Origin of the sequence: Streptomyces sp. Go-475 (assembly GCF_003330845.1) — a bacterium.
Classification (GTDB): domain Bacteria; phylum Actinomycetota; class Actinomycetes; order Streptomycetales; family Streptomycetaceae; genus Streptomyces.
In genome coordinates this window covers 4,194,880-4,215,565 of record NZ_CP026121.1, presented here as the reverse complement: position 1 = coordinate 4,215,565, position 20,686 = coordinate 4,194,880, and the positions used below count along the sequence as shown (strand labels likewise).

Sequence of the window (20,686 nt, the reverse complement as noted above, 5' to 3'; positions counted from 1 at the left end):
ACGTGAAACCAATCGATCCGCGTCTGCTCCGGTACGCCCGTGCCACCCGGGGTTTCCTGGTGGCGGTCGTCGCCCTGGGAGCGATCGGGGCGGGGCTGGTCATCGCGCAGGCGATGCTCATCGCCGAGGTCGTGGTCGGCGCGTTCCAGCACCGTATGACGGTGTCCGAACTCGTCACTCCCCTGCTGCTGTCGGCCGTCGTCGTGGTCGGGCGGGCGCTGGTCGGCTGGCTCACCGAGCTCGCCGCGCACCGGGCGAGTGCGGCGGTGAAGTCGGAGTTGCGGGGGCGGTTGCTGGAGCGGGCCGCTCAGCTGGGCCCGGGGTGGCTGAGCGGGCAGCGGACCGGTTCGCTGGTCGCCCTGGCCACCCGGGGCGTCGACGCCCTCGACGACTACTTCTCGCGCTATCTGCCGCAGCTGGGTCTCGCGGTGGTGGTGCCGGTGGCGGTGCTGGCGCGGATCGTCACGGAGGACTGGGTCTCCGCGGCCATCATCGTGGGCACCCTGCCCCTGATCCCGGTCTTCATGGTGCTGATCGGCTGGGCCACCCAGGCCCGGATGGACCGTCAGTGGCGGCTGCTGTCGCGGCTGTCCGGGCACTTCCTGGACGTCGTCGCGGGGCTGCCGACGCTGAAGGTGTTCGGCCGTGCGAAGGCTCAGGCCGAGTCGATCCGGCGGATCACCGGCGAGTACCGGCGGGCGACCATGCGGACGCTGCGGATCGCCTTCATCTCCTCGTTCGCGCTGGAGCTGCTCGCGACGATCTCGGTGGCGCTGGTCGCCGTGACGATCGGCATGCGGCTGGTGCACGGCGAGATGGACCTGTACATCGGCCTGGTCATCCTGATCCTGGCGCCCGAGGCGTATCTGCCGTTGCGGCAGGTCGGGGCGCAGTACCACGCGGCGGCGGAGGGGCTCGCCGCGGCCGAGGAGATCTTCGCCGTCCTGGAGACGCCCGTTCCGGCGCCCGGTTCCAAGGCCGTGCCGGACGGGGCGCTGGCCTTCGAGGGCGTGACCGTCCGGTACCCGGGGCGGTCGGCGGACGCCGTCTCGGAGGTGTCCTTCACCGTCGAGCCCGGGGAGACGGTCGCGCTGGTGGGCCCGAGCGGGGCGGGCAAGTCGACGCTGCTGCACGTACTGCTCGGGTTCGTGCCCGCGGCCGAGGGGCGCGTGCGGGTCGGGGGAGTCGACCTCGCCCAGGCCGATCTGGAGCAGTGGCGGTCCCGCGTCGCGTGGGTGCCGCAGCGGCCGCAGCTGTTCGCCGGGACGATCGCCGAGAACGTACGGCTGGCCCGGCCCGACGCCGACGACGAGGCCGTCCGGAGGGCGCTGCGGGACGCCGGGGCGCTGGAGTTCGTGGACGCGCTGCCCGAGGGTGCCGGCACCCGGCTCGGCGAGGACGGGACGGGGCTGTCCGCCGGGCAGCGGCAGCGGCTCGCGCTGGCCCGGGCGTTCCTCGCGGACCGGCCCGTGCTGCTGCTCGACGAGCCCACGGCCGCGCTGGACGGGGCCACGGAGGCCGAGGTCGTGGCGGCCGTGCGGCGGCTGGCGGCCGGGCGGACAGTGCTGCTGGTGGTGCACCGGCCGGCGTTGCTGGGGGTGGCGGACCGGGTGGTGCGGTTGGCGGAGCGCGAGGGCGCCGCGGTGCCTGCGGAGTACGTGGTGCCCACGGTGACCGTGGCGCCTGCCGCGATCCATGGCGCGCGTTCCGGCAACGCTGAGCTGCCCGAGTCTGTTGTGAGTTCCGCCCCTGCTGTGCCCTCCGCGTCGGCCGGGTCCGGCGGCGGGCCCGCTTCCGGCGGTGTCCTCGCGCGCGTCCGGGCCATGTCCGGTGCCCGGCGCGGGCGGCTGGGACTCGCGCTGCTGCTGGGGAGCCTTGCGCTCGGGAGCGCCGTGGGGCTCATGGCCACCTCCGGGTGGCTGATCTCGCGGGCGTCGCAGCAGCCGCCCGTGCTGTACCTGATGGTGGCAGTGACGGCGACGCGGGCGTTCGGGATCGGGCGGGCCGTGTTCCGGTACGCCGAGCGGCTGGTTTCGCACGATGCCGTACTGCGGATGCTGGCGGACACCAGGGTCGCGGTGTTCCGCAGGCTGGAGCGGCTGGCGCCCGCCGGACTGCGCGAGGCCCGCCGGGGCGATCTGCTCTCCCGGCTGGTCGCGGACGTGGACGCGCTGCAGGACTACTGGCTGCGGTGGCTGCTGCCGGCCGGGGCGGCCGTCGTCGTGTCGGCCGCGTCCGTCGGCTTCACGGCGTGGCTGCTGCCCGAGGCCGGGGCCGTGCTCGCGGCTGGGCTGCTGGCCGCAGGTGTCGGCGTGCCGCTGGTCACCGGTGCCGTCGCCCGGCGGGCCGAGCACCGGCTGGCCCCCGCCCGCGGAGTACTGGCGACGCGGGTGGCCGACCTGCTCACCGGCACGGCGGAGCTGACCGTCGCCGGCGCCCTGCCGGCGCGGACCGCCCAGGCGCGCGAGGCCGACGGAGTGCTCACCCGGATCGCCTCGCGCGCCGCCACCGCCACGGCCCTCGGCGACGGGCTCACCGCGCTGATCTCCGGCCTCACGGTCACGGCCGCCGCCCTGCTCGGCGCGCAGGCGGTCCTCAGCGGGCGGCTGGACGGCGTGACCATGGCCGTCGTCGTCCTCACCCCGCTGGCCGCCTTCGAGGCCGTGCTCGGGCTGCCGCTGGCCGTGCAGTACCGGCAGCGGGTGCGCCGCAGCGCGGAGCGGGTGTACGAGGTGCTGGACGCCCCGGAGCCCGTGGGGGAGCCGGAGCGGCCCCGGCAGGCGCCCGCCTCGCCGTTCCCGCTCCAGGTCAGGGGGCTGACCGCGCGGCACGCCGGGCAGGAGCGGCACGCGCTCGCCGGCCTCGATCTGACCCTGGAGGAGGGCCGCCGGGTCGCCGTGGTCGGACCCTCCGGCTCCGGCAAGACGACGCTGGCGCAGGTGCTGCTGCGGTTCCTCGACGCGGAGGCGGGTTCCTACACGCTCGCGGGGGTGGACGCGTACGCCCTGCTCGGCGACGACGTCCGCGGGCTCGTCGGGCTGTGTGCGCAGGACGCGCACCTCTTCGACAGCTCGCTGCGCGAGAACCTGCTGCTCGCCCGGAAGGACGCCACCGAGGACGAACTGCGCGCCGCGCTGGGCCGGGCCCGGCTGCTGGAGTGGGCCGACAGCCTGCCCGACGGGCTCGACACGCTGGTCGGCGAGCACGGGGCGCGGCTGTCCGGGGGGCAGCGGCAGCGGCTGGCGCTGGCCCGCTCCCTGCTCGCCGACTTCCCCGTCCTGGTGCTGGACGAGCCCGCCGAGCACCTGGACCTGCCGACCGCCGACGCGCTCACCGCGGACCTGCTGGCCGCCACGGAGGGGCGCACGACGCTGCTCATCACGCACCGGTTGGCGGGTCTGGAGGCGGTGGACGAGGTGCTCGTGCTGGATCGCGGACGGGTGGTGCAGCGCGGGCCGTACGCGGAGCTGGTGTCCGCGGACGGGCCGCTGCGGGACATGGCGGAGCGCGAGGCGGCGGCGGAGTCCCTCGTGGGAGCGCCCTGACGCGTACGGACCAGCCGGGGCCCGCCGCCAAGGCCCCGGGCTGGCTGGTCCCGGCCGGGACCCGGCGCCGCGCTGATCCGTTCGGGGCAGCCGGTCCCCCGGCCGTACGACATGAACAGGACCGGGACCGCCGGGCTGGGCGACGATCACTGACATGCGCTCACATCGCCGTCTGCGGCTGCTGGTTCCGGTCCTGCTGGGCGCGCTGGCGGTCCTCGGGGCCCGGCCCACGGCGGTGGAGAAGGAACCCGGGAGCGGCAGCGGCGCGAGTGGCCTCAGCGCCGAGGTGGTGCGGCTGTACGAAGAGGCCGCGGTGGCGACCCAGCAGTACGAGGCCGGCCGCAAGGAGGCCGACGAGCAACGGGCCAGGGCCCAGCGGGCGGAGGAGCTCCTGGACGCCCAGCGGCGGCACATCGCCGATCTGCACGAGGACCTGGGGCGGATCGCCCGCGCCCAGTACCGCACCAGCGGTGGCCTGCCGGTGGCCGCGCAGATGATCCTGGCCGACAGCCCCGACGACCTGATGCGCGGTCAGCACGCTTTCTCGCAGGCGGATCTCGCCCTGAACAACGCGATCTCCAAGAACCGCCGGGCCGAGGCGCGCCTGGCGGCGGACGAGGCCAAGGCAGCGGCCCAGTGGGAGGCACTGGAGACGCGGAACACCCGGCTCGCCGCTCTGAAGTCGGACATCGAGCAGAAGCTCGAAGCGGCACGTTCCCAGCTCCAGGGGCAGGCGGACGCCTCGGTCGCCGCCGGGGCCTGCCGCGGCGCCGTCCGGCTCGACCAGCCGGAGACGGGGTTCGCCAGCGACTGGGTCGCGCCCGTCGAGACGTACGAGCTGTCCGCGTCCTACGGCAGCGGCGGTGCGCGGTGGTCGAGCCGGCACACCGGGCAGGACTTCGCGGTGCCGATCGGCACGCCCGTGCGGGCCGTGGGCGCCGGCCAGGTCGTTAGGGTGTCCTGCGGCGGCGCCTTCGGCATCGAGATCGTGCTCAGGCACGCGGGCGGCTACTACACGCAGTACGCCCATCTCGCGTCGGTCGCGGTCGACCAGGGCGAGCACGTCAGCCCGGGCCAGTGGATCGGCCAGTCGGGCAGCACGGGCAACTCCACGGGACCCCACCTGCACTTCGAGGCCCGGGTCACGCCGGAGATGGGCTCGGCGGTGAACCCGGTGTCGTGGCTGGCGGCTCGAGGGGTGTCGCTCTGACCAGGGCGGACCGGCGGACCCGCGGATGGCGGACCCGCGGATCGGCGGACCTGCGGCTAAGGCCGCCCCGGCAGCTCGGCCAGCAGCTCCTCGATCACGACCGCCACCCCGTCGTCGTTGTTCGCGACCGTCCGCCCGGACGCGGCGGCGATCACGTCCGGGTGGGCGTTGCCCATCGCGTACGACCGGCCTGCCCAGGTGAGCATCTCGACGTCGTTGGGCATGTCGCCGAAGGCGACGACCTCCTCGTGCGAGATGCCGCGCTCGGCGCAGCACAGGGCGAGCGTGCTGGCCTTGGACACCGCGGGGCCGCTGATCTCCAGCAGGGCGCTGGGGCTGGAGCGGGTCACGTTGGCGCGGTCGCCGATGGCGAGCCGGGCCAGGGTGAGGAAGGCGTCGGGGTCGATCTCGGGGTGGTAGGCGAGGATCTTCAGCACCGGTTCCGCGGCCGCCGGATGGTCCGCAGACAGCAGTTCCTCGGCCGGGGCGAGGCTGTCCGGTATCTCCATGTGCAGCTTCGGGTACGCCGGCTCCTGATAGAAGCCGTACGTCTGCTCCACCGCGTACACCGTGCCGGGCGCCGCCTCGCGCAGCAGCCGTACGGCGTCCAGGGCGTTCTCCCGCGCCAGCTCCCGCACCTTCACGAACCGGTGGGCGCCGGGGCCGCCGTGCAGGTCGACCACGGCGGCGCCGTTGCCGCAGATCGCCAGGCCGTGGCCGTGCACGTGGTCGCTGACGACGTCCATCCAGCGGGCCGGGCGGCCGGTGACGAAGAAGACCTCGATGCCCGCCTCCTCAGCGGCGGCCAGGGCGGCGACCGTGCGGGGGGACACCGACTTGTCGTCGCGCAGCAGGGTGCCGTCGAGGTCGGTGGCGATCAGCCGCGGCGGGAGGGTCCGGGCGGCGGTCTCGGGCTGTCGGGTCGCTGAGGTCACCCGGCCATTGTCCCGCATATGCCTGCACGGGCGTGCGGGACTCCGCACAAGTGAGTGGATACCGCCCTCACCAGGAGCCCCTCACCAGGAACTCCTCCAGGAGCCCCTCACCCGGACTCCGTAGCAAGAGCTGCTCACCAAGAGCTGCTCACCAAGAGCTGCTGACCAGAAGCCCCTCACCGGCCGGACACGTCAGCGCAGCTGCGCCGGCGCCTCCATGGCGATCCGCTCGAAGACCTTCTCGTCCGCCGCGAAGTCCGAGTCGGGGATCGGCCAGTGGATCACCAGCTCGGTGAAGCCCAGTTCCGCGTGCCGGCCGGCGAAGTCGACGAAGGCGTCCAGGGACTGCAGCGGGCCGCCGCGCTCCGGGGTGAACCCGGTGAGCAGGACCTTGTCGAGGTCGGTCATGTCCCGGCCGATCTCGGCGCAGATGTCGGCCAGCTTCTCCGCCTGTCCGCGAATGGCCTGAATCGACTGGTCGGGAGTGCCGTTCTCGTACAGCTTGGGGTCGCCGGTGGTCACCCACGCCTGTCCGTACCGGGCGGCGAGCCGCATCCCGCGCGGCCCGGTCGCGGCCACCGCGAACGGCAGCCGGGGACGCTGCACGCAGCCGGGGATGTTCCGCGCCTCGTGGGCCGAGTAGAAGTCGCCCTCGAAGGACACCGCGCTCTCGCTGAGCAGCCGGTCGAGCAGCGGGACGAACTCACCGAAGCGGTCGGCGCGCTCCCGCGGCGTCCACGGCTCCTGGCCGAGCGCGGTGGCGTCGAAGCCGGATCCGCCCGCGCCGATACCGAGCGTGACGCGCCCGCCGGAGATGTCGTCCAGGGAGATCAGCTCCTTGGCGAGGGGCACCGGGTGCCGGAAGTTCGGCGAGGTCACCAGGGTGCCCAGCCGCAGCCGGTCGGTGACGGTCGCGGCGGCGGTGAGGGTCGGCACGGCGCCGAACCACGGGCCGTCCCGGAAGCTGCGCCAGGACAGGTGGTCGTAGGTGTACGCGGTGTGGAAGCCGAGCTGCTCGGCGCGCGTCCAGGTCGCACGGCCGCCTTCGTGCCAGCGGCGGTGGGGGAGGATCACGGTGCTCAGACGCAAACTCATGACGTCGAGCCTAAGGGACCCCTGCGGGTGCCCCTGTTTCACGTGAAACAGTCACCCTCGGTCACGAACGGTAGGGCAGTGAGGATCGCTAGGTCCGTGGGGATCGGTAGGTCAGTGAGGATCGGGAAACCGCAGATACCCCGGCGGTACGGCCTGGGTCAGCCAGACCCCGTTCGCACTGACGTGGAAGACGTGGCCGTCGCGGTGCATGGCCGCCGCGTCCACCTCCAGCACGACCGGACGGCCACGCCGGACTCCCACGCGGGTCGCCGTCTCGCGGTCGGGTGAGAGGTGCACGGCATGCCGGTTCATCGGCCGGAGCCCCTCGGCCCGGATCGCGTCCAGGGCGCGGGCGACGGTGCCGTGGTAGAGGTCCGCGGGCGGGGTCGCGGGCGGCAGCCCGAGGTCGACCTCCACGCTGTGGCCCTGGCTGGCGCGGATCCGGGTGCCCTCGACGGCGAAGCGCCGCTTGTCGTTGGCGGCGACGACGTGGTCCAGTTCGTCGCGGGTGAAGCGGAAGCCGTGCGCGGCGGCTGCGGCGATCAGCGCGTCGATCTCGACCCAGCCGCCCTCGTCGAGCACCAGCCCGATCCGTTCCGGCTGGTGGCGGAGGTGTTTGGAAAGGTACTTCGACACCTTCACGGTGCGTCTCTCGTTCATGCGACCAGGGTGCGGGAGAGACGTGAATCACGCGATCGAGTTTCGATCCGCAGGTTTGATCCACAGCCAAGTGGTGTTATCCACAGGGGAATTGGCGATTCTGTGGACAACTGGCCTTCGTTTACGCTGTCTTGAGCCGTCAGACCGGCGGCTTCACCCGCGCGATCCGCCGCAAGATCCCCGGCGCGAACCGCGACAGTACCCGGGCGCCCCGGGCCTCCGGCGTCACCGGAACCACCGCCTCGTTGCGTGCCACGGCCCGCAGGATCGCCCCGGCCACCTTCTCCGGCGGATAGTTGCGCAGCCCGTAGATACGGGCGACGCGCCGCTGGAGCCGCTTCTCCTCCTCGGCGTCGACCCCGGCGAAGTGCGCCGTGGAGGTGATGGCGGTGTTGACGAAGCCGGGGCAGACCGCCGTCACGCCGATCCCCTGCCGGGCGAGTTCCGCCCGCAGGCACTCGCTGAGCATCAGCACGGCCGCCTTGGAGGTGCTGTACGCGGGCAGCGCCCGGGACGGCTGATACGCCGCCGCCGAGGCCACGTTGACGATGTGGCCGCCCTGCCCCCGCTCGGCCATCCGCCGGCCGAAGAGCCGGCAGCCGTGGATCACGCCCCACAGGTTGATGTCGAGGACCTTCTTCCAGTCCTCCGGGGTGGTGTCGAAGAAGGAGCCGGACAGTCCGATCCCGGCGTTGTTCACGAGGACGTCGACCACGCCGTACTCGGCGCCGACCTTCGCGGCGAGGCGCTCCATGGCCTGCTCGTCGGAGACGTCGGCCGTCTCCGCCCAGGCCTCGGGCGCGCCCGCCAGGCGGGAGGACTCGGCGGTGCGGGCCGCCGCCTCCGCGTTCCGGTCGACGGCGACCACGCGCGCGCCGGCCTCGGCGAAGGCGAGCGCCGTCGCCCGCCCGATGCCGCTGCCCGCCCCGGTGACCAGTACGAGCTGCCCGCCGAACCGCTCGGCGTGCCTGCCGCCCGCCGCCGGCCGGGGCCGGTCGTCCTCGACGGACGTCACGAACTCCGTGATCCAGGCGGCCAGCTGGTCGGGACGCGTCCGGGGAATCCAGTGCCCCGCCTGGACCGTCCTCCGGGTCAGCCGCGGCACCCACTGCTCCAGGTCGTCGTGGAGCCGCTCCGACAGGAACCGGTCGCCCAGGGGCGTGACGAGCTGCACGGGGGCGTGGGCGTACGCGTCCGGGCGGGGGTCGCGCAGCCGGTGCCGTACGTTGTCGCGGTACAGCCAGGCACCGTGGGCGGCGTCCGAGGGCAGGGACGAGGTGGGGTAGTCGCCCCGGGGCACCTTCTCGACGCGCTCCAGGACCCGGGGCCACCGCTTGCCGAGCGGGCCGCGCCAGGCCAGCTCGGGCAGCACGGGCGTATGCAGCAGATAGACGTACCAGGACCTGGCGCCTTGCCCGAGGAGCTGGCCGACCCGGCGCGGGGTGGGGCGCTTCACGCGCCGGTCGCGCCAGTGGCCGAAGTGGTCGAGGGACGGCCCGGACACCGACGTGAAGGAGGCGACGCGGCCCTCGGTGCGTTCGACGGTGGTGAACTCCCAGCCCTGCACCGAGCCCCAGTCGTGCCCCACCAGGTGCACGGGCCGGTCCGGGCTCACCGCGTCCGCGACGGCCAGGAAGTCGTCCGTCAGCTTCTCCAGCGTGAAGCCGCCCCGCAGCGGCCGCGGCGCCGTCGACCGGCCGTGGCCGCGGACGTCGTACGCCACCACGTGGAACCGACCCGCGAGCCGCGCGGCGACCTCCGACCAGACCTCCTTGCTGTCGGGGTAGCCGTGCACCAGCACGACCGTCGGCCGGCCGGGATCGCCCAGCTCGGCCACGCACAGCTCGACTTCGCCGGTCCGCACCCTGCGCTCCCGCGCGCCCGTGAGCAACGTCATCCGGCGAATCTGGCAGTTGTTAGAGAGTTCGTCAATAGGAGCTCCCCGCTCGGGGTAACCCTCGAGAACCAGACCCCCTAAGGGCCCGTACTACTCCAGGCTGACCCGAAGACAGACCTGCGGAGTGACGACCGCCACGTACCCGGCCCCTACCTTCGAGGGGTGACTGTGATCGCGACCGAAAGCCTGAGCAAGCGGTTCCCCCGGGTGACCGCGCTTGACCGGCTCTCCGTGGACGTCGGGCCCGGTGTGACCGGACTCGTCGGAGCCAACGGGGCCGGCAAGTCCACACTGATCAAGATCCTGCTGGGCCTGTCCCCCGCCACGGAGGGCCGTGCCGAAGTGCTCGGCCTCGACGTCGCCACCAAGGGCGCCGCCATCCGCGAGCGCGTCGGGTACATGCCGGAGCACGACTGCCTGCCGCCGGACGTCTCGGCCACCGAGTTCGTCGTCCACATGGCGCGCATGTCCGGCCTGCCGCCCACGGCCGCGCGCGAGCGCACCGCCGACACGCTGCGCCACGTCGGCCTGTACGAGGAGCGCTACCGCCCCATCGGCGGCTACTCGACCGGCATGAAGCAGCGCGTGAAGCTCGCGCAGGCCCTCGTCCACGACCCGCAGCTGGTCTTCCTCGACGAGCCGACCAACGGCCTCGACCCGGTCGGCCGCGACGAGATGCTCGGCCTGATCCGCCGCATCCACACCGACTTCGGCATCTCGGTCCTGGTCACCTCGCACCTCCTGGGCGAACTGGAGCGCACCTGCGACCACGTGGTCGTCATCGACGGCGGCAAGCTCCTGCGCTCCAGCTCCACCACGGACTTCACCCAGACCACCACGACCCTCGCGATCGAGGTCACCGACACCGACGAGCACCCGGACGGCACCCGCGCGGTCCGCGAGGCGCTGCACGCGCGCGGGGTGAGCGTCGAGGACGGCAGCGGCCTGCCCGGCGCGGGCCACGTCCTGCTCCTGACCGCGCAGGGCGAGGAGACGTACGACCTGGTCAGGGACGTGATCGCCGATCTCGGACTGGGCCTGGTGCGCATGGAGCAGCGCCGGCACCACATCTCCGAGGTCTTCACGACCAGTGACCAGCACCAACAGCGGAAGGAGGCGGTCGGCCATGGCGGTTGAGCAGCCCCTGGCGACACAGCCGGGTGACCAGACCCGCATCCACAACATCGGCTACCGCAGCTACGACGGCCCCCGCCTGGGCCGCGCCTACGCCCGCCGCTCCCTGTACTCGCAGTCCCTGCGCGGCTCCTACGGCCTCGGCCGCTCGGTCAAGTCCAAGGTGCTGCCGATGCTGCTGTTCGTGGTGATGTGCGTGCCCGCGGCCATCATGGTCGCCGTCGCGGTCGCCACCAAGGCCAAGGAACTGCCCCTGGACTACACGCGCTACGCGATCGTCATGCAGGCGGTCATCAGCCTGTACGTCGCCTCGCAGGCGCCCCAGTCGGTCTCGCGCGACCTGCGCTTCAAGACCGTGCCCCTGTACTTCTCGCGGCCCATCGAGACCGCCGACTACGTGCGCGCCAAGTTCGCGGCACTGGCCTCGGCGCTGTTCATCCTGACGGCCGCTCCCCTGCTCGTGCTCTACGTCGGCGCCCTGCTGGCCAAGCTCGACTTCGCCGACCAGACCAAGGGATTCGCACAGGGACTCGTCTCCGTGGCACTGCTCTCACTGCTCTTCGCCGGCATCGGCCTGGTCATCGCGTCCTTCACCCCGCGCCGCGGCTTCGGCATCGCGGCCGTCATCGCCGTGCTGACCATCACCTACGGCGCCGTCTCCACCCTCCAGGCCATCGCCGACGTGCAGGGCAGCGCCGACGCCGTGCCGTGGATCGGGCTGTTCTCGCCCATCACGATCGTCGACGGGGTGCAGTCGGCCTTCCTCGGCGCGACCTCCGCCTTCCCCGGCGGGGTGGGCCCGAGCACCGCCGAAGGCGTCGTCTTCGTCCTCGTCGCCCTCGGCCTGATCGCGGCGAGCTACGGCCTCCTGATGCGCCGCTACAAGAAGGTGGGACTGTGACCACGCTCTCCATCGACCACGTCTCCCGCTGGTTCGGCAACGTGGTCGCCGTCAACGACATCACCATGACCATCGGCCCCGGCGTCACGGGCCTGCTCGGCCCCAACGGCGCCGGGAAGTCCACCCTCATCAACATGATGGGCGGCTTCCTGGCCCCCTCCACCGGCACGGTCACCCTCGACGGGCAGCCCGTCTGGCGCAACGAGAAGATCTACCAGCACATCGGCGTCGTCCCCGAGCGCGAGGCGATGTACGACTTCCTCACCGGCAAGGAGTTCGTCCTCGCCAACGCCGAGCTGCACGGCCTGGGCGCCAAGGCGGCCCAGAAGGCCCTGGCGACGGTCGAGATGGAGTACGCGCAGGACCGCAAGATCCAGACGTACTCCAAGGGCATGCGCCAGCGCGTGAAGATGGCGAGCGCCCTGGTCCACGACCCGTCGCTGCTGCTGCTCGACGAGCCCTTCAACGGCATGGACCCGCGCCAGCGCATGCAGCTGATGGACCTGCTGCGCCGCATGGGCGACGAGGGCCGCACGGTGCTGTTCTCGTCCCACATCCTCGAAGAGGTCGAGCAACTCGCCTGGCACATCGAGGTCGTCGTCGCCGGCCGGCACGCGGCCAGCGGCGACTTCCGCAAGATCCGCCGCCTGATGACCGACCGGCCGCACCGCTACCTGGTGCGCTCCAGCGACGACCGCGCCCTCGCGGCCGCGCTGATCGCCGACCCGTCGACGTCGGGCATCGAGGTCGACCACGCCGAGGGCGCGCTGCGCATCCAGGCCGTCGACTTCGGCCGCTTCACCGCGCTGCTGCCCAAGGTCGCCAGGGACCACGGCATCCGGCTGCTCACGGTCTCGCCGTCCGACGAGTCCCTCGAGTCCGTCTTCTCGTACCTGGTCGCGGCGTAGGAGGCCCTGATGTACGACCCCACAGTCGCCCGGCTCACCTACCGGGCCCTGCTCGGCCGGCGCCGGGCCCTCATCCTCGGCGCGCTGCCGCTGCTGCTCATCGTGATCGCCGTGGCCGTACGCGCCCTCGCCGGAGCGGACGACCAGACGGCGTCCGACCTGCTCGGCGGCCTCGCCCTGGCCACGATGGTGCCGATCATCGGCGTCATCGCCGGCACCGGTGCCATCGGCCCGGAGATCGACGACGGCTCGGTGGTGTACCTGCTGTCCAAGCCGATCAAGCGGCCGACCATCATCTTCACCAAGCTGATCGTCGCCATCGCGGTGACCATGGTGTTCTCCGCGGTGCCGACGCTCATCGCCGGCTTCATCCTCAACGGCAACGGCCAGCAGATCGCCGTGGCGTACACGGTGGCGGCCCTGGTCGCGTCCATCGCGTATGCGGCCCTGTTCCTGCTGCTCGGCACGGTCTCCCGGCACGCCGTGGTGTTCGGCCTCGTCTACGCGCTGGTCTGGGAGGCCCTGTTCGGCTCCCTGGTGCCGGGCGCGCGCACGCTGAGCGTCCAGCAGTGGTCGCTGGCCGTGGCCCAGAAGGTGTCCGGCGGGGACCTGGTGACCTCGGACGTGGGCCTGACCACGGCGACGGTCCTGCTGGTGGCGGTCACGGTCCTGGCCACCTGGTACGCCGGTCAGAAGCTGCGCTCGCTCACGCTCGCCGGCGAGGAGTGACGTGCCCCGGCCTTGACGGAGGCTTCACCTCTGTCAGGGCACACTGGGCGAACGGGATGTAGGGAACCGCACGGGAGTTGGACGGCCGGGGAGGACACGCATGGCGGGCGAAAGGGCTCAGTACGACGACCGCGGGCAGCCGGGCTCCGGGTCCGGTGCCGACGCCTGGGACGACCTCGTCCTGGACGAGGACTTCATACGCTCCGCCGAGACCACCGAGCCGTCCGCCCGGGCCCGGATGCTCGCCGAGCGCTGGCGCCGCGAGGAACCGGAACCGCAGCCCTGGCGCTCCGACGAGCCGCCCGCGGGCTGGTTCTTCAGCAAGGCCCGCAGGCGCGGGTGGCGCAGGCGCAAGTAGGCCACCGGTCCGGCCCGGCCGCCGATTTATTCGGTGGCGTCCAATTCGCCCGGCAGGCAGAGTAGTTCTCGTCACCGCCGGGCTCACTCGAGCCGGCGCCACGTTCTGGGAGAGGAGCCGGACGATGTCCATGCACGGCAGTACGTCCAGCTCCCCGCAGGGCAGCCCGCGGCGGGTTCCGGAGTAGCCGTTACCTCTCCGTAGAACCCGCCCCGCACGGGGAGCTGCCCGGGGCGGCCGCTTCGAGCACGCGAGTCGCACCTCGCGTGAGGCCGCCCACCCGGAGGATTGGCCGAGTGGTAAGGCACTGGCTTGCGCTGTGCTTGATCAAGAGCGAGTCATGGTCGGGCTGAACAGCCCGCGCACGTTCGATCCGTGCATCCTCCGCCACACCCGCGACACGCAGGCTCAGCCCAGCAACCGCTCCAGCACGACCGCGATCCCGTCCTCCTCGTTGGAGGACGTCACCTCGTCGGCCACGGCCTTCAGCTCCTCGTGGGCGTCCGCCATGGCGACGCCGTAGGAGGCCCAGGCGAACATCGGTATGTCGTTGGGCATGTCGCCGAAGGCGATCGTGTCGGCCGCCTTCACCTTGAGCCGGCGGGCCGCCAGGGACAGGCCCGTCGCCTTGGACAGGCCCAGGGGCAGGAGCTCGACGATGCCCTCGCCCGCCATGACGACCGTGACGAAACCGCCGGCGGTGCGCGTGGCCACCTCGCACAGCTCGTCGTCGCTCAGCGTCGGGTGCTGGATGTACAGCTTGTTCAGGGGCGCGGCCCACAGGTCCGACGCGTCCGTGAAGGGAGTCGCGGGCAGGTTGCCGTGCGCCGCGTAGCCCGGGCCCACCAGCACCTCGCCGTCCAGGCCGTCGCGGCTCGCCGCCAGGTACAGCGGGCCGACCTCCGCCTCGATCTTGGCCAGCGCCACCCCGGCGAGCTGCCGGTCCAGCGTGACCGACGTCAGCAGGCGGCGCGCGCCGACGTCGTACACCTGCGCGCCCTGGCCGCAGACGGCCAGCCCCTGGTAGCCGAGGTCGTCGAGGATGTGCCGGGTCCAGGGGACCGCGCGGCCGGTGACGACGATGTGCGCGGCGCCCGCCGCCGTGGCGGCGGCGAGCGCGTCACGGGTGCGCCGCGAGACCGACTCGTCGGAGCGCAGGAGCGTTCCGTCGAGGTCGGTGGCGACGAGTCGGTAGGGGAAACCGGCGCTCACTTGGCGACCGGCTCCAGCACCTCACGCCCGCCCAGGTACGGACGCAGCACCTCGGGCACGCGCACCGAGCCGTCGGGCTGCTGGTGGTTCTCCAGGATCGCCACGATCGTGCGCGGGACGGCACAGAGCGTGCCGTTGAGCGTGGCCAGCGGGCGGACCTGCTTGCCGTCACGGACGCGGATCGACAGGCGGCGGGACTGGAACTCGGTGCAGTCCGAGGTCGAGGTCAGCTCGCGGTACTTGCCCTGCGTCGGGATCCACGCCTCGCAGTCGAACTTGCGGGCGGCCGAGGAGCCGAGGTCGGCGGAGGCCACGTCGATGACCCGGAACGGCAGCTCCAGCGAGGTCAGCCACTGCTTCTCCCACTCCAGCAGCCGCTGGTGCTCGGCCTGCGAGTCCTCCGGCGTGACGTAGGAGAACATCTCGACCTTGTCGAACTGGTGCACGCGGAAGATGCCCCGGGTGTCCTTGCCGTGCGAGCCGGCCTCGCGGCGGAAGCAGGGCGAGAAGCCCGCGTAGCGCAGCGGGAGGCGGTCGGCGTCGAGGATCTCGTCCATGTGGTACGCCGCGAGCGCGACCTCGGAGGTGCCGACGAGGTAGAGGTCGTCGGCCGGGAGGTGGTAGACGTCCTGGGCGGCCTGGCCGAGGAAGCCCGTGCCCGCCATGGACTGGGGGCGGACCAGGGCCGGGGTCAGCATCGGCGTGAAGCCGGCCGCCGTGGCCTGGGCCATCGCCGCGTTCACCAGGGCGAGCTCCAGCAGGGCGCCCACACCGGTGAGGAAGTAGAAGCGCGAGCCGGAGACCTTGGCGCCACGCTCCACGTCGATCGCGCCGAGGAGCTGGCCGAGCTCCAGGTGGTCCTTGGGCTCGAAGCCCTCGCCGGCGAAGTCGCGGATCGTGCCGTGCGTCTCCAGCGTGACGAAGTCCTCCTCGCCGCCCACGGGCACGTCCGGGTGGACGAGGTTGCCGAGCCTCTGGAGCAGCTCCTGGGTCTCGGCGGCGGCCGCGTCGCGTTCCGCGTCGGCGGCCTTGACGTCGGCGGCGAGCTGGCTCGCCTTCTTCAGCAGCTCGGCCTTCTCGTCCCCGGACGCCTTGGGGATCAGCTTGCCGAGCGCCTTCTGCTCGGCGCGCAGCTCGTCGAAGCGGACGCCGGACGACCTGCGCCGCTCGTCGGCAGACAGGAGGGAGTCGACGAGCGCGACGTCCTCTCCACGGGCGCGCTGCGACGCGCGCACACGGTCGGGGTCCTCACGGAGCAGGCGAAGGTCAATCACGCGCTCAAGGCTACCGGTGCGGGATGACCGCCCACGACTCACTATTCCGAGCGCGCCTTACGTACCGTTATGGGGGAATTGCGCTCAGTGTCAATAAAGAGGGCGCCTTTCCCTGGAACGAGGCATCCGGGCGGCGTGGCATTGACCCGAATCCCTTGCGGGGAAGGGGACTTGGGCTTGGGTTGTCCACAGGGATCCACACCCGCCGAAGAGTTATCCACAGGCTGTGTGGAAGATCTGTGGACTTCGGAATTGATCACTCCGGAAGGCGTGGTCATCCCTGAGAATTCCCGTCGCAAACCCCCTTTACCCTCACTTTCGAGTGGAAACGGGTCACCCCAAAGAGTTACGCAAGGGAAAACGGTGGACGAAGGGTGACCTGCCTGCTGATGGACGCATCAGGGGGCTGTAGGGCGATTTGTCGACTGACTCACGCTTCGTTGTCGACTTGTCCCCAGGTCGAGAAGCGGACCTGTGGATAACTTCTGTGGATAACGACTATCAGCAGGTACGACCGGCCTAGAACCGGCCGTCCTGGCACCGCGCGACCCAGTCCGAGGCCGCGAGGAACTCCTCGTCCGAGGTCCCCGGCCGCGGCGCCCGCACCTCCCCCGGCTGCAAGTCGGCGCGCGGATACGAACCGAGGTAGCGCACCTGGAGGCAGATCCGCTTCAGGCCCATCAGGGCTTCCGCCACCCGGCGGTCGGAGATGTGGCCCTCGGCGTCGATGCAGAAGCAGTAGTTGCCGATGCCCGCACCGGTGGGCCGGGACTGGAGCAGCATCAGGTTGATGCCGCGGGTGGCGAACTCGCCGAGCAGGTCGCGCAGGCCGCCGGGGTGGTCGTCGCGCTGCCACAGCACGACCGAGGTCTTGTCCGCGCCGGTCGGGGCGGCGGGCCGGGCGGGCCGGCCGACCAGCACGAACCGCGTCTGGGCGTTCTCCGCGTCGTGGATCCCGGTCTCCAGGGCCTCCAGCCCGTAGCGGGCGGCGGCGAACTCCCCGGCGAAGGCGGCGTCGTACTGGCCCTCCTGGACCAATCGGGCGGCGTCCGCGTTCGAGGCGGCCGACTCCCAGTGCGCGTCCGGGAGGTGCTTCTTCAGCCAGTTGCGCACCTGCGGCTGGGCGGCCGGGTGCGCGGAGACGGTCTTGATGTCCGACAGCCGCGTGCCCGGACGGACGAGCAGCGCGAAGGTGATGGACAGCAGCACCTCGCGGTAGATCATCAGCGGCGCGCCGGCGACCAGCTCGTCGAGGGTGGTGGTGATGCCGCCCTCGACGGAGTTCTCGATCGGCACGAACGCGGCCTCGGCCTCGCCGGCGCGTACCGCGTCGAGCGCGGACTGGACGGACACGTACGGGATGAGTTCGCGGGTGGCGGCCTCGGGAAGCGTGCGCAGGGCGACTTCGGTGAAGGTGCCCTCGGGGCCGAGATACGCATAGCTCGCTGGCATGACCTCACCCTAATGGGCTTGCGGAAGCGCTATCCCCCACAAGCCCGTACAGAGCCGCGCTCTCACCCCTCCAGCAACTTCTGCCCCACGTACTCGCCCTCCGCGGCCCCGCCGGGCACCGCGAACAGCCCGCTCGACTCGTGGCGGATGAACGCGGACAGGGCGTCGCCCCGGTCGAGCTTGCGCTGCACCGGCACGAAGCCGCGCAGCGGATCGGCCTGCCAGCAGATGAAGAGCAGGCCCGCGTCGGGCACCCCGTCGGCGTCGATGCCGTCGTGGAAGGAGAACGGGCGGCGGAGCATCGCGGCGCCGCCGTTCTGGTCCGGCCGGGTGATGCGGGCGTGGGCGTTGATCGGGACGACGAGGTTGCCCTTGGCGTCCGTCTTCTCCAGGTCCATCGCGGTCGTCTCGGTGCCCCCGGACAGCGCCGCCCCGTCGGACTTGCGGCGCCCGATGACGTCCTCCTGCGCCTTGACGGAGAGCTTCTCCCAGTCGTCGAGGAGCATGCGGATCCGGCGGACGACGGCGTAGGAGCCGTTCGCCATCCAGGCCGGTTCGCCCTGCTCCGGCACGAAGATCCGCTGGTCGAAGTCGGGCTCGCTCGGCTTCGGGTTGCGGGTGCCGTCGATCTGGCCCATGAGGTTGCGGGCCGTCATGGGGTGGGCGGTGGCGCCCGGGGAGCGGTTGAAGCCGTTCATCTGCCACCGCACCTTGGCGGCCCGGCCCGCGTCCTTCTGGACGGCGCGCAGGGCGTGGAAGGCGACCAGGGCGTCGTTGGCGCCGATCTGCACCCACAGGTCGCCGTCGCTGCGGTTCTTGTCGAGGTGGTCGGAGGAGAACTCGGGCAGCGGGTCGAGGGCGACCGGGCGCTGCTTCTCCAGGCCGGTCCGGGCGAAGAAGCTGTGGCCGAAGCCGAAGGTGATCGTCAGCGACGAAGGACCGGCGTCCCGGGCGACGTCGGTGTCGTCGTGGGCGCTCGGCTCGCCCGCCATCAGCCGCCGGGCCGTCTCCGACCAGCGGCGGAGCAGGGCGGCGGCTTCCTTGCGGCCGGCACCCGGGGCCAGGTCGAAGGCGACGAGGTGGCCGCGGGCCTGGAGGCCGTCGGTGATGCCGGGCTGATGTTTCCCGTGAAACATCGCCCGGTCCGTGCCGAGCGAGGTCAGCGGAGCGGCGGCTTCGGAGGGAGCGGCGGCGTATCCCACGGCCGCGCCGGCGGTGCCGAGCACGAGCCCGGTGGCGCCGGCGGTGCCGAGCAGCCGCCGCCGTGAGATGCCCTGGGAGGAGGCCGTCTCGTTCTCCCCGGGAACGGTGTCGGGGGTACGGGCCTGCGGAATGGACTGGTCAGGCATGGTCGTTCAGCCGATCTGCGCGTTCTTGGAAACGGTCACCTCGTCGATGTCGGAGGTCCGCACGGTCACGTCGACCTCCCAGTCGCCGGCCATGGGGATCTGCACTCCGTTCGCCGACCAGTGTCCGGTGGTGATGTGGTCGGGGACGACGGGCAGGGGCCCGATGTCCTTGGCTTCCAGGGTGAACTCGACCTTCACCTCGGGGATGTCGAAGGCGCGTCCGTTGGGCCGCTCCACGTAGACGTGCAGCTCGTTGCCGCCCACGCGCGCGGGGTCGAGGTCGACCGTGACGATGCCCTTGCCGTCCTTGCCGCCGGTGTCGAACGGCATGTTCAGGGTGAGCGCCCCGGAGGCGCCCGCGTCGGCGGAGGCGGAGGACGAGGTGGCCGCCTTGGCCTCCTGCTCCGTACGTCCCGGCTCGGTCTGCGTCAGCACCGTGGTGACGGCGAGCAGGACGACGGCGATGCCGGCCTCGGCCAGCACGGAGCGGCGCAGGCCGGAGCGGCCGGGGTCGGCGTCCCGCAGCCGCTTCTGCCGGGCGGCGTCCCGAGCGGCCCGCTGCCGGGCGAGCTGGGCGGCGCGCTCGGCGTCGGCGGGCTCGGCGGGGGGCTTGTCGGCAGCGGGCTCCTCGGCGGCGGGCGCGGCAGGGGACTCCCCGGCAGCAGGCCCGTCATCGGCGCGCTCGGCGGCGGACTCCCCGGCAGCGGGCTCCTCGGCGGCGTCGGTCTCGGCGTCGGTGTCACCGGAGGCCCCCACCCCGGCCCGCACCTTTTCGCGCTCCGCCGGCACCGCCTCCGTCAGCCGTCCCGTCCACCGGCGCGAGATCCACGCGACGCCGACGAGGACGACGACGAGGGCGATCTTGGCCAGGAGGAGCTGGCCGTAGCGGGTGTCGGTGAAGGCCGACCAGGAGCCGAGCTGGCGCCAGGACTGGTACGCCCCGGTCGCGATCAGCGCGAGCACGCTGCCGAAGGCGACACGGGAGAAGCGGCGTACGGCGGACGCGTCGACGGGCGCGTCGGCGGGTGCCCGGTACAGGGCGGCCAGCAGCGCGCCGAGTCCGCCCAGCCACGCGGCGACGGCCAGCAGGTGGACGACGTCGACCGGCATGGCGATGCCCGCCTGGAGCCCGACCGAGGCGTGCTCGGACATCGCCCAGCTCGCGGCGAGCCCGGCGGCCACGACGACGCCGCCGATGGCGAGACCGAAGGTCAGGTCCCGCTTCTCCCGCGGGTCGTCACGCTTGTCGTACGACCCGAACAGCACGGCGATGAACAGCGCGGCGGCGGCGAGCAGCAGCAGCCGGGAGACCAGGGCCGCGCCGGTCTTGGTCTGCAGCACCTGCCCGAGGAGGGACAGGTCGAGGACGTCGGCGACCTTCCCGGAGCCGGTGAAGGAGCCGCGCAGGAGCAGCAGGGCGAGGGTCGCGGCGGTGAGCGCGAGCCACCCGGAGACGACGAACCGCTGCACCGGCCGCACCCCGGAACCGCGGGGCCAGCAGGCGAGCACGAAGGCGGCGCCGCCGACCATCACGATGAACCCGGCGTAGGACACGTACCGCCCGAAGCCGTACAGCCAGCCGACGACGCCGTCGTCGGTCCCCTGCCCGGAGACCGTCACGGACGTCTTGGAGGGCGCGCCGACGGAGAAGGTGTAGGCGCCGGAGACGGGATGGCTGTCCGCCGACACGACCTGGTAGGCCACCGTGTAGGTGCCGTCGGACAGGCCGGACCGCAGGCGCACGGCGTACGTCGTGCCGCTGACGTCGGACGGCTTGCCCAGGTCGACGCGCTTGCCCTCGGGGTCGAGCACGCGCAGCGAGTCGTCGGACATCGCGACCTGCTCGGAGAAGGTGAGCGTGATCCGGGCCGGGGCCTTGTCGACCACCGCCCCCTGCGCGGGGTCGCTGCCCGTCACCGCGGCGTGCGCGGAGGCCGGACCGGCTCCGGCGAGGAGTGCGCAGGCCGCGGCCAGGAGCAGCAGCACCAGAGTCCGGACGCGGGGGGCGATGGTCTGCGTCACAGTGG

At 72.4% G+C, this 20,686-nt stretch carries 16 protein-coding genes and 1 tRNA gene; 8 read left to right on the top strand and 9 right to left on the bottom strand.

Features of this window, described 5'->3' with window-relative positions; translation table 11 throughout:
• Positions 1–2 precede the first annotated feature (2 nt).
• Both cydD and C1703_RS19485 read left to right on the top strand, forming a co-directional pair.
• Positions 3–3,545: a thiol reductant ABC exporter subunit CydD gene (gene cydD / locus C1703_RS19490; protein ID WP_114254079.1), complete on the top strand. Its 3,543-nt coding sequence runs from the start codon at positions 3–5 to the stop codon at positions 3,543–3,545.
• 154 nt (positions 3,546–3,699) lie between these two features.
• Entirely contained in the window at positions 3,700–4,755 is a 1,056-nt protein-coding gene (locus C1703_RS19485; protein ID WP_114254078.1) for a M23 family metallopeptidase, read from the top strand.
• A gap of 56 nt (positions 4,756–4,811) precedes the next feature.
• On the opposite strand, the gene C1703_RS19480 is transcribed toward C1703_RS19485, so the two are convergent.
• From C1703_RS19480 to C1703_RS19465, 4 genes are all read right to left on the bottom strand, one after another.
• Positions 4,812–5,708 carry an HAD-IIB family hydrolase gene (locus C1703_RS19480; protein ID WP_198678219.1) on the bottom strand — a complete coding sequence of 299 codons (897 nt, stop codon included), beginning with the start codon at positions 5,706–5,708 and terminating at the stop codon, positions 4,812–4,814.
• A gap of 174 nt (positions 5,709–5,882) precedes the next feature.
• Entirely contained in the window at positions 5,883–6,785 is a 903-nt protein-coding gene (locus tag C1703_RS19475; protein ID WP_114254076.1) for an LLM class flavin-dependent oxidoreductase, read from the bottom strand.
• A 111-nt stretch (positions 6,786–6,896) separates the two neighbouring features.
• Positions 6,897–7,445 (bottom strand): RNA 2'-phosphotransferase, encoded by a 549-nt coding sequence (locus C1703_RS19470; RefSeq protein WP_114254075.1) that lies wholly within the window; start codon positions 7,443–7,445, stop codon positions 6,897–6,899.
• A 139-nt stretch (positions 7,446–7,584) separates the two neighbouring features.
• Positions 7,585–9,342 (bottom strand): SDR family oxidoreductase, encoded by a 1,758-nt coding sequence (locus tag C1703_RS19465; RefSeq protein WP_114254074.1) that lies wholly within the window; start codon positions 9,340–9,342, stop codon positions 7,585–7,587.
• Between the two features lie 168 nt (positions 9,343–9,510).
• Here C1703_RS19465 and C1703_RS19460 point away from each other — a divergent pair, with 168 nt between their 5' ends.
• From C1703_RS19460 to C1703_RS38990, 6 genes are all read left to right on the top strand, one after another.
• Complete coding sequence (locus C1703_RS19460) at positions 9,511–10,479, top strand: ABC transporter ATP-binding protein (protein ID WP_114254073.1); 969 nt, start codon at positions 9,511–9,513, stop codon at positions 10,477–10,479.
• Positions 10,469–11,377 (top strand): ABC transporter permease, encoded by a 909-nt coding sequence (locus C1703_RS19455; protein ID WP_114254072.1) that lies wholly within the window; start codon positions 10,469–10,471, stop codon positions 11,375–11,377. Before C1703_RS19460 ends, C1703_RS19455 begins: the two co-directional genes overlap by 11 nt.
• Positions 11,374–12,285 carry an ABC transporter ATP-binding protein gene (locus C1703_RS19450; protein WP_114254071.1) on the top strand — a complete coding sequence of 304 codons (912 nt, stop codon included), beginning with the start codon at positions 11,374–11,376 and terminating at the stop codon, positions 12,283–12,285. The genes C1703_RS19455 and C1703_RS19450 overlap by 4 nt, the downstream gene beginning before the upstream one ends.
• Positions 12,286–12,294: 9 nt before the next feature.
• Positions 12,295–13,014: an ABC transporter permease gene (locus C1703_RS19445; RefSeq protein ID WP_031115241.1), complete on the top strand. Its 720-nt coding sequence runs from the start codon at positions 12,295–12,297 to the stop codon at positions 13,012–13,014.
• A gap of 100 nt (positions 13,015–13,114) precedes the next feature.
• Positions 13,115–13,372, top strand: coding sequence for a hypothetical protein (locus C1703_RS19440; protein ID WP_114254070.1), 258 nt, complete (start codon positions 13,115–13,117; stop codon positions 13,370–13,372).
• A gap of 282 nt (positions 13,373–13,654) precedes the next feature.
• Positions 13,655–13,762, top strand: a tRNA-OTHER gene (locus C1703_RS38990).
• Between the two features lie 18 nt (positions 13,763–13,780).
• On the opposite strand, the gene C1703_RS19435 is transcribed toward C1703_RS38990, so the two are convergent.
• The 5 genes from C1703_RS19435 to C1703_RS19415 all read right to left on the bottom strand — a co-directional run bounded on the left by C1703_RS19435 (position 13,781) and on the right by C1703_RS19415 (position 20,681).
• On the bottom strand, positions 13,781–14,584 hold the full coding sequence (locus tag C1703_RS19435) for an HAD family hydrolase (RefSeq protein WP_114254069.1): 804 nt from the start codon (positions 14,582–14,584) through the stop codon (positions 13,781–13,783).
• Positions 14,581–15,858: a serine--tRNA ligase gene (gene serS / locus C1703_RS19430; protein WP_114254068.1), complete on the bottom strand. Its 1,278-nt coding sequence runs from the start codon at positions 15,856–15,858 to the stop codon at positions 14,581–14,583. The genes C1703_RS19435 and serS overlap by 4 nt, the downstream gene beginning before the upstream one ends.
• A 519-nt stretch (positions 15,859–16,377) precedes the next feature.
• Positions 16,378–17,310: a prephenate dehydratase gene (pheA, locus tag C1703_RS19425; RefSeq protein WP_114254067.1), complete on the bottom strand. Its 933-nt coding sequence runs from the start codon at positions 17,308–17,310 to the stop codon at positions 16,378–16,380.
• A gap of 62 nt (positions 17,311–17,372) precedes the next feature.
• Positions 17,373–18,659: an iron uptake transporter deferrochelatase/peroxidase subunit gene (gene efeB, locus C1703_RS19420; protein ID WP_114254066.1), complete on the bottom strand. Its 1,287-nt coding sequence runs from the start codon at positions 18,657–18,659 to the stop codon at positions 17,373–17,375.
• A 6-nt stretch (positions 18,660–18,665) separates the two neighbouring features.
• Positions 18,666–20,681: a copper resistance protein CopC gene (locus C1703_RS19415; protein ID WP_114254065.1), complete on the bottom strand. Its 2,016-nt coding sequence runs from the start codon at positions 20,679–20,681 to the stop codon at positions 18,666–18,668.
• Between the last annotated feature and the right edge of the window lie 5 nt (positions 20,682–20,686).

Bases quoted from the DNA above. Each gene is read 5' to 3' on its own strand.
- C1703_RS19465 (WP_114254074.1), bottom strand. From the start codon at position 9,342: ATGACGTTGCTCACGGGCGCGCGGGAGCGCAGGGTGCGGACCGGCGAA.
- efeB (WP_114254066.1), bottom strand. From the start codon at position 18,659: ATGCCTGACCAGTCCATTCCGCAGGCCCGTACCCCCGACACCGTTCCC.
- C1703_RS19480 (WP_198678219.1), bottom strand. From the start codon at position 5,708: ATGCGGGACAATGGCCGGGTGACCTCAGCGACCCGACAGCCCGAGACC.
- C1703_RS19475 (WP_114254076.1), bottom strand. From the start codon at position 6,785: ATGAGTTTGCGTCTGAGCACCGTGATCCTCCCCCACCGCCGCTGGCAC.
- pheA (WP_114254067.1), bottom strand. From the start codon at position 17,310: ATGCCAGCGAGCTATGCGTATCTCGGCCCCGAGGGCACCTTCACCGAA.
- C1703_RS19485 (WP_114254078.1), top strand. From the start codon at position 3,700: ATGCGCTCACATCGCCGTCTGCGGCTGCTGGTTCCGGTCCTGCTGGGC.
- C1703_RS19455 (WP_114254072.1), top strand. From the start codon at position 10,469: ATGGCGGTTGAGCAGCCCCTGGCGACACAGCCGGGTGACCAGACCCGC.
- C1703_RS19445 (WP_031115241.1), top strand. From the start codon at position 12,295: ATGTACGACCCCACAGTCGCCCGGCTCACCTACCGGGCCCTGCTCGGC.
- C1703_RS19470 (WP_114254075.1), bottom strand. From the start codon at position 7,445: ATGAACGAGAGACGCACCGTGAAGGTGTCGAAGTACCTTTCCAAACAC.
- C1703_RS19440 (WP_114254070.1), top strand. From the start codon at position 13,115: ATGGCGGGCGAAAGGGCTCAGTACGACGACCGCGGGCAGCCGGGCTCC.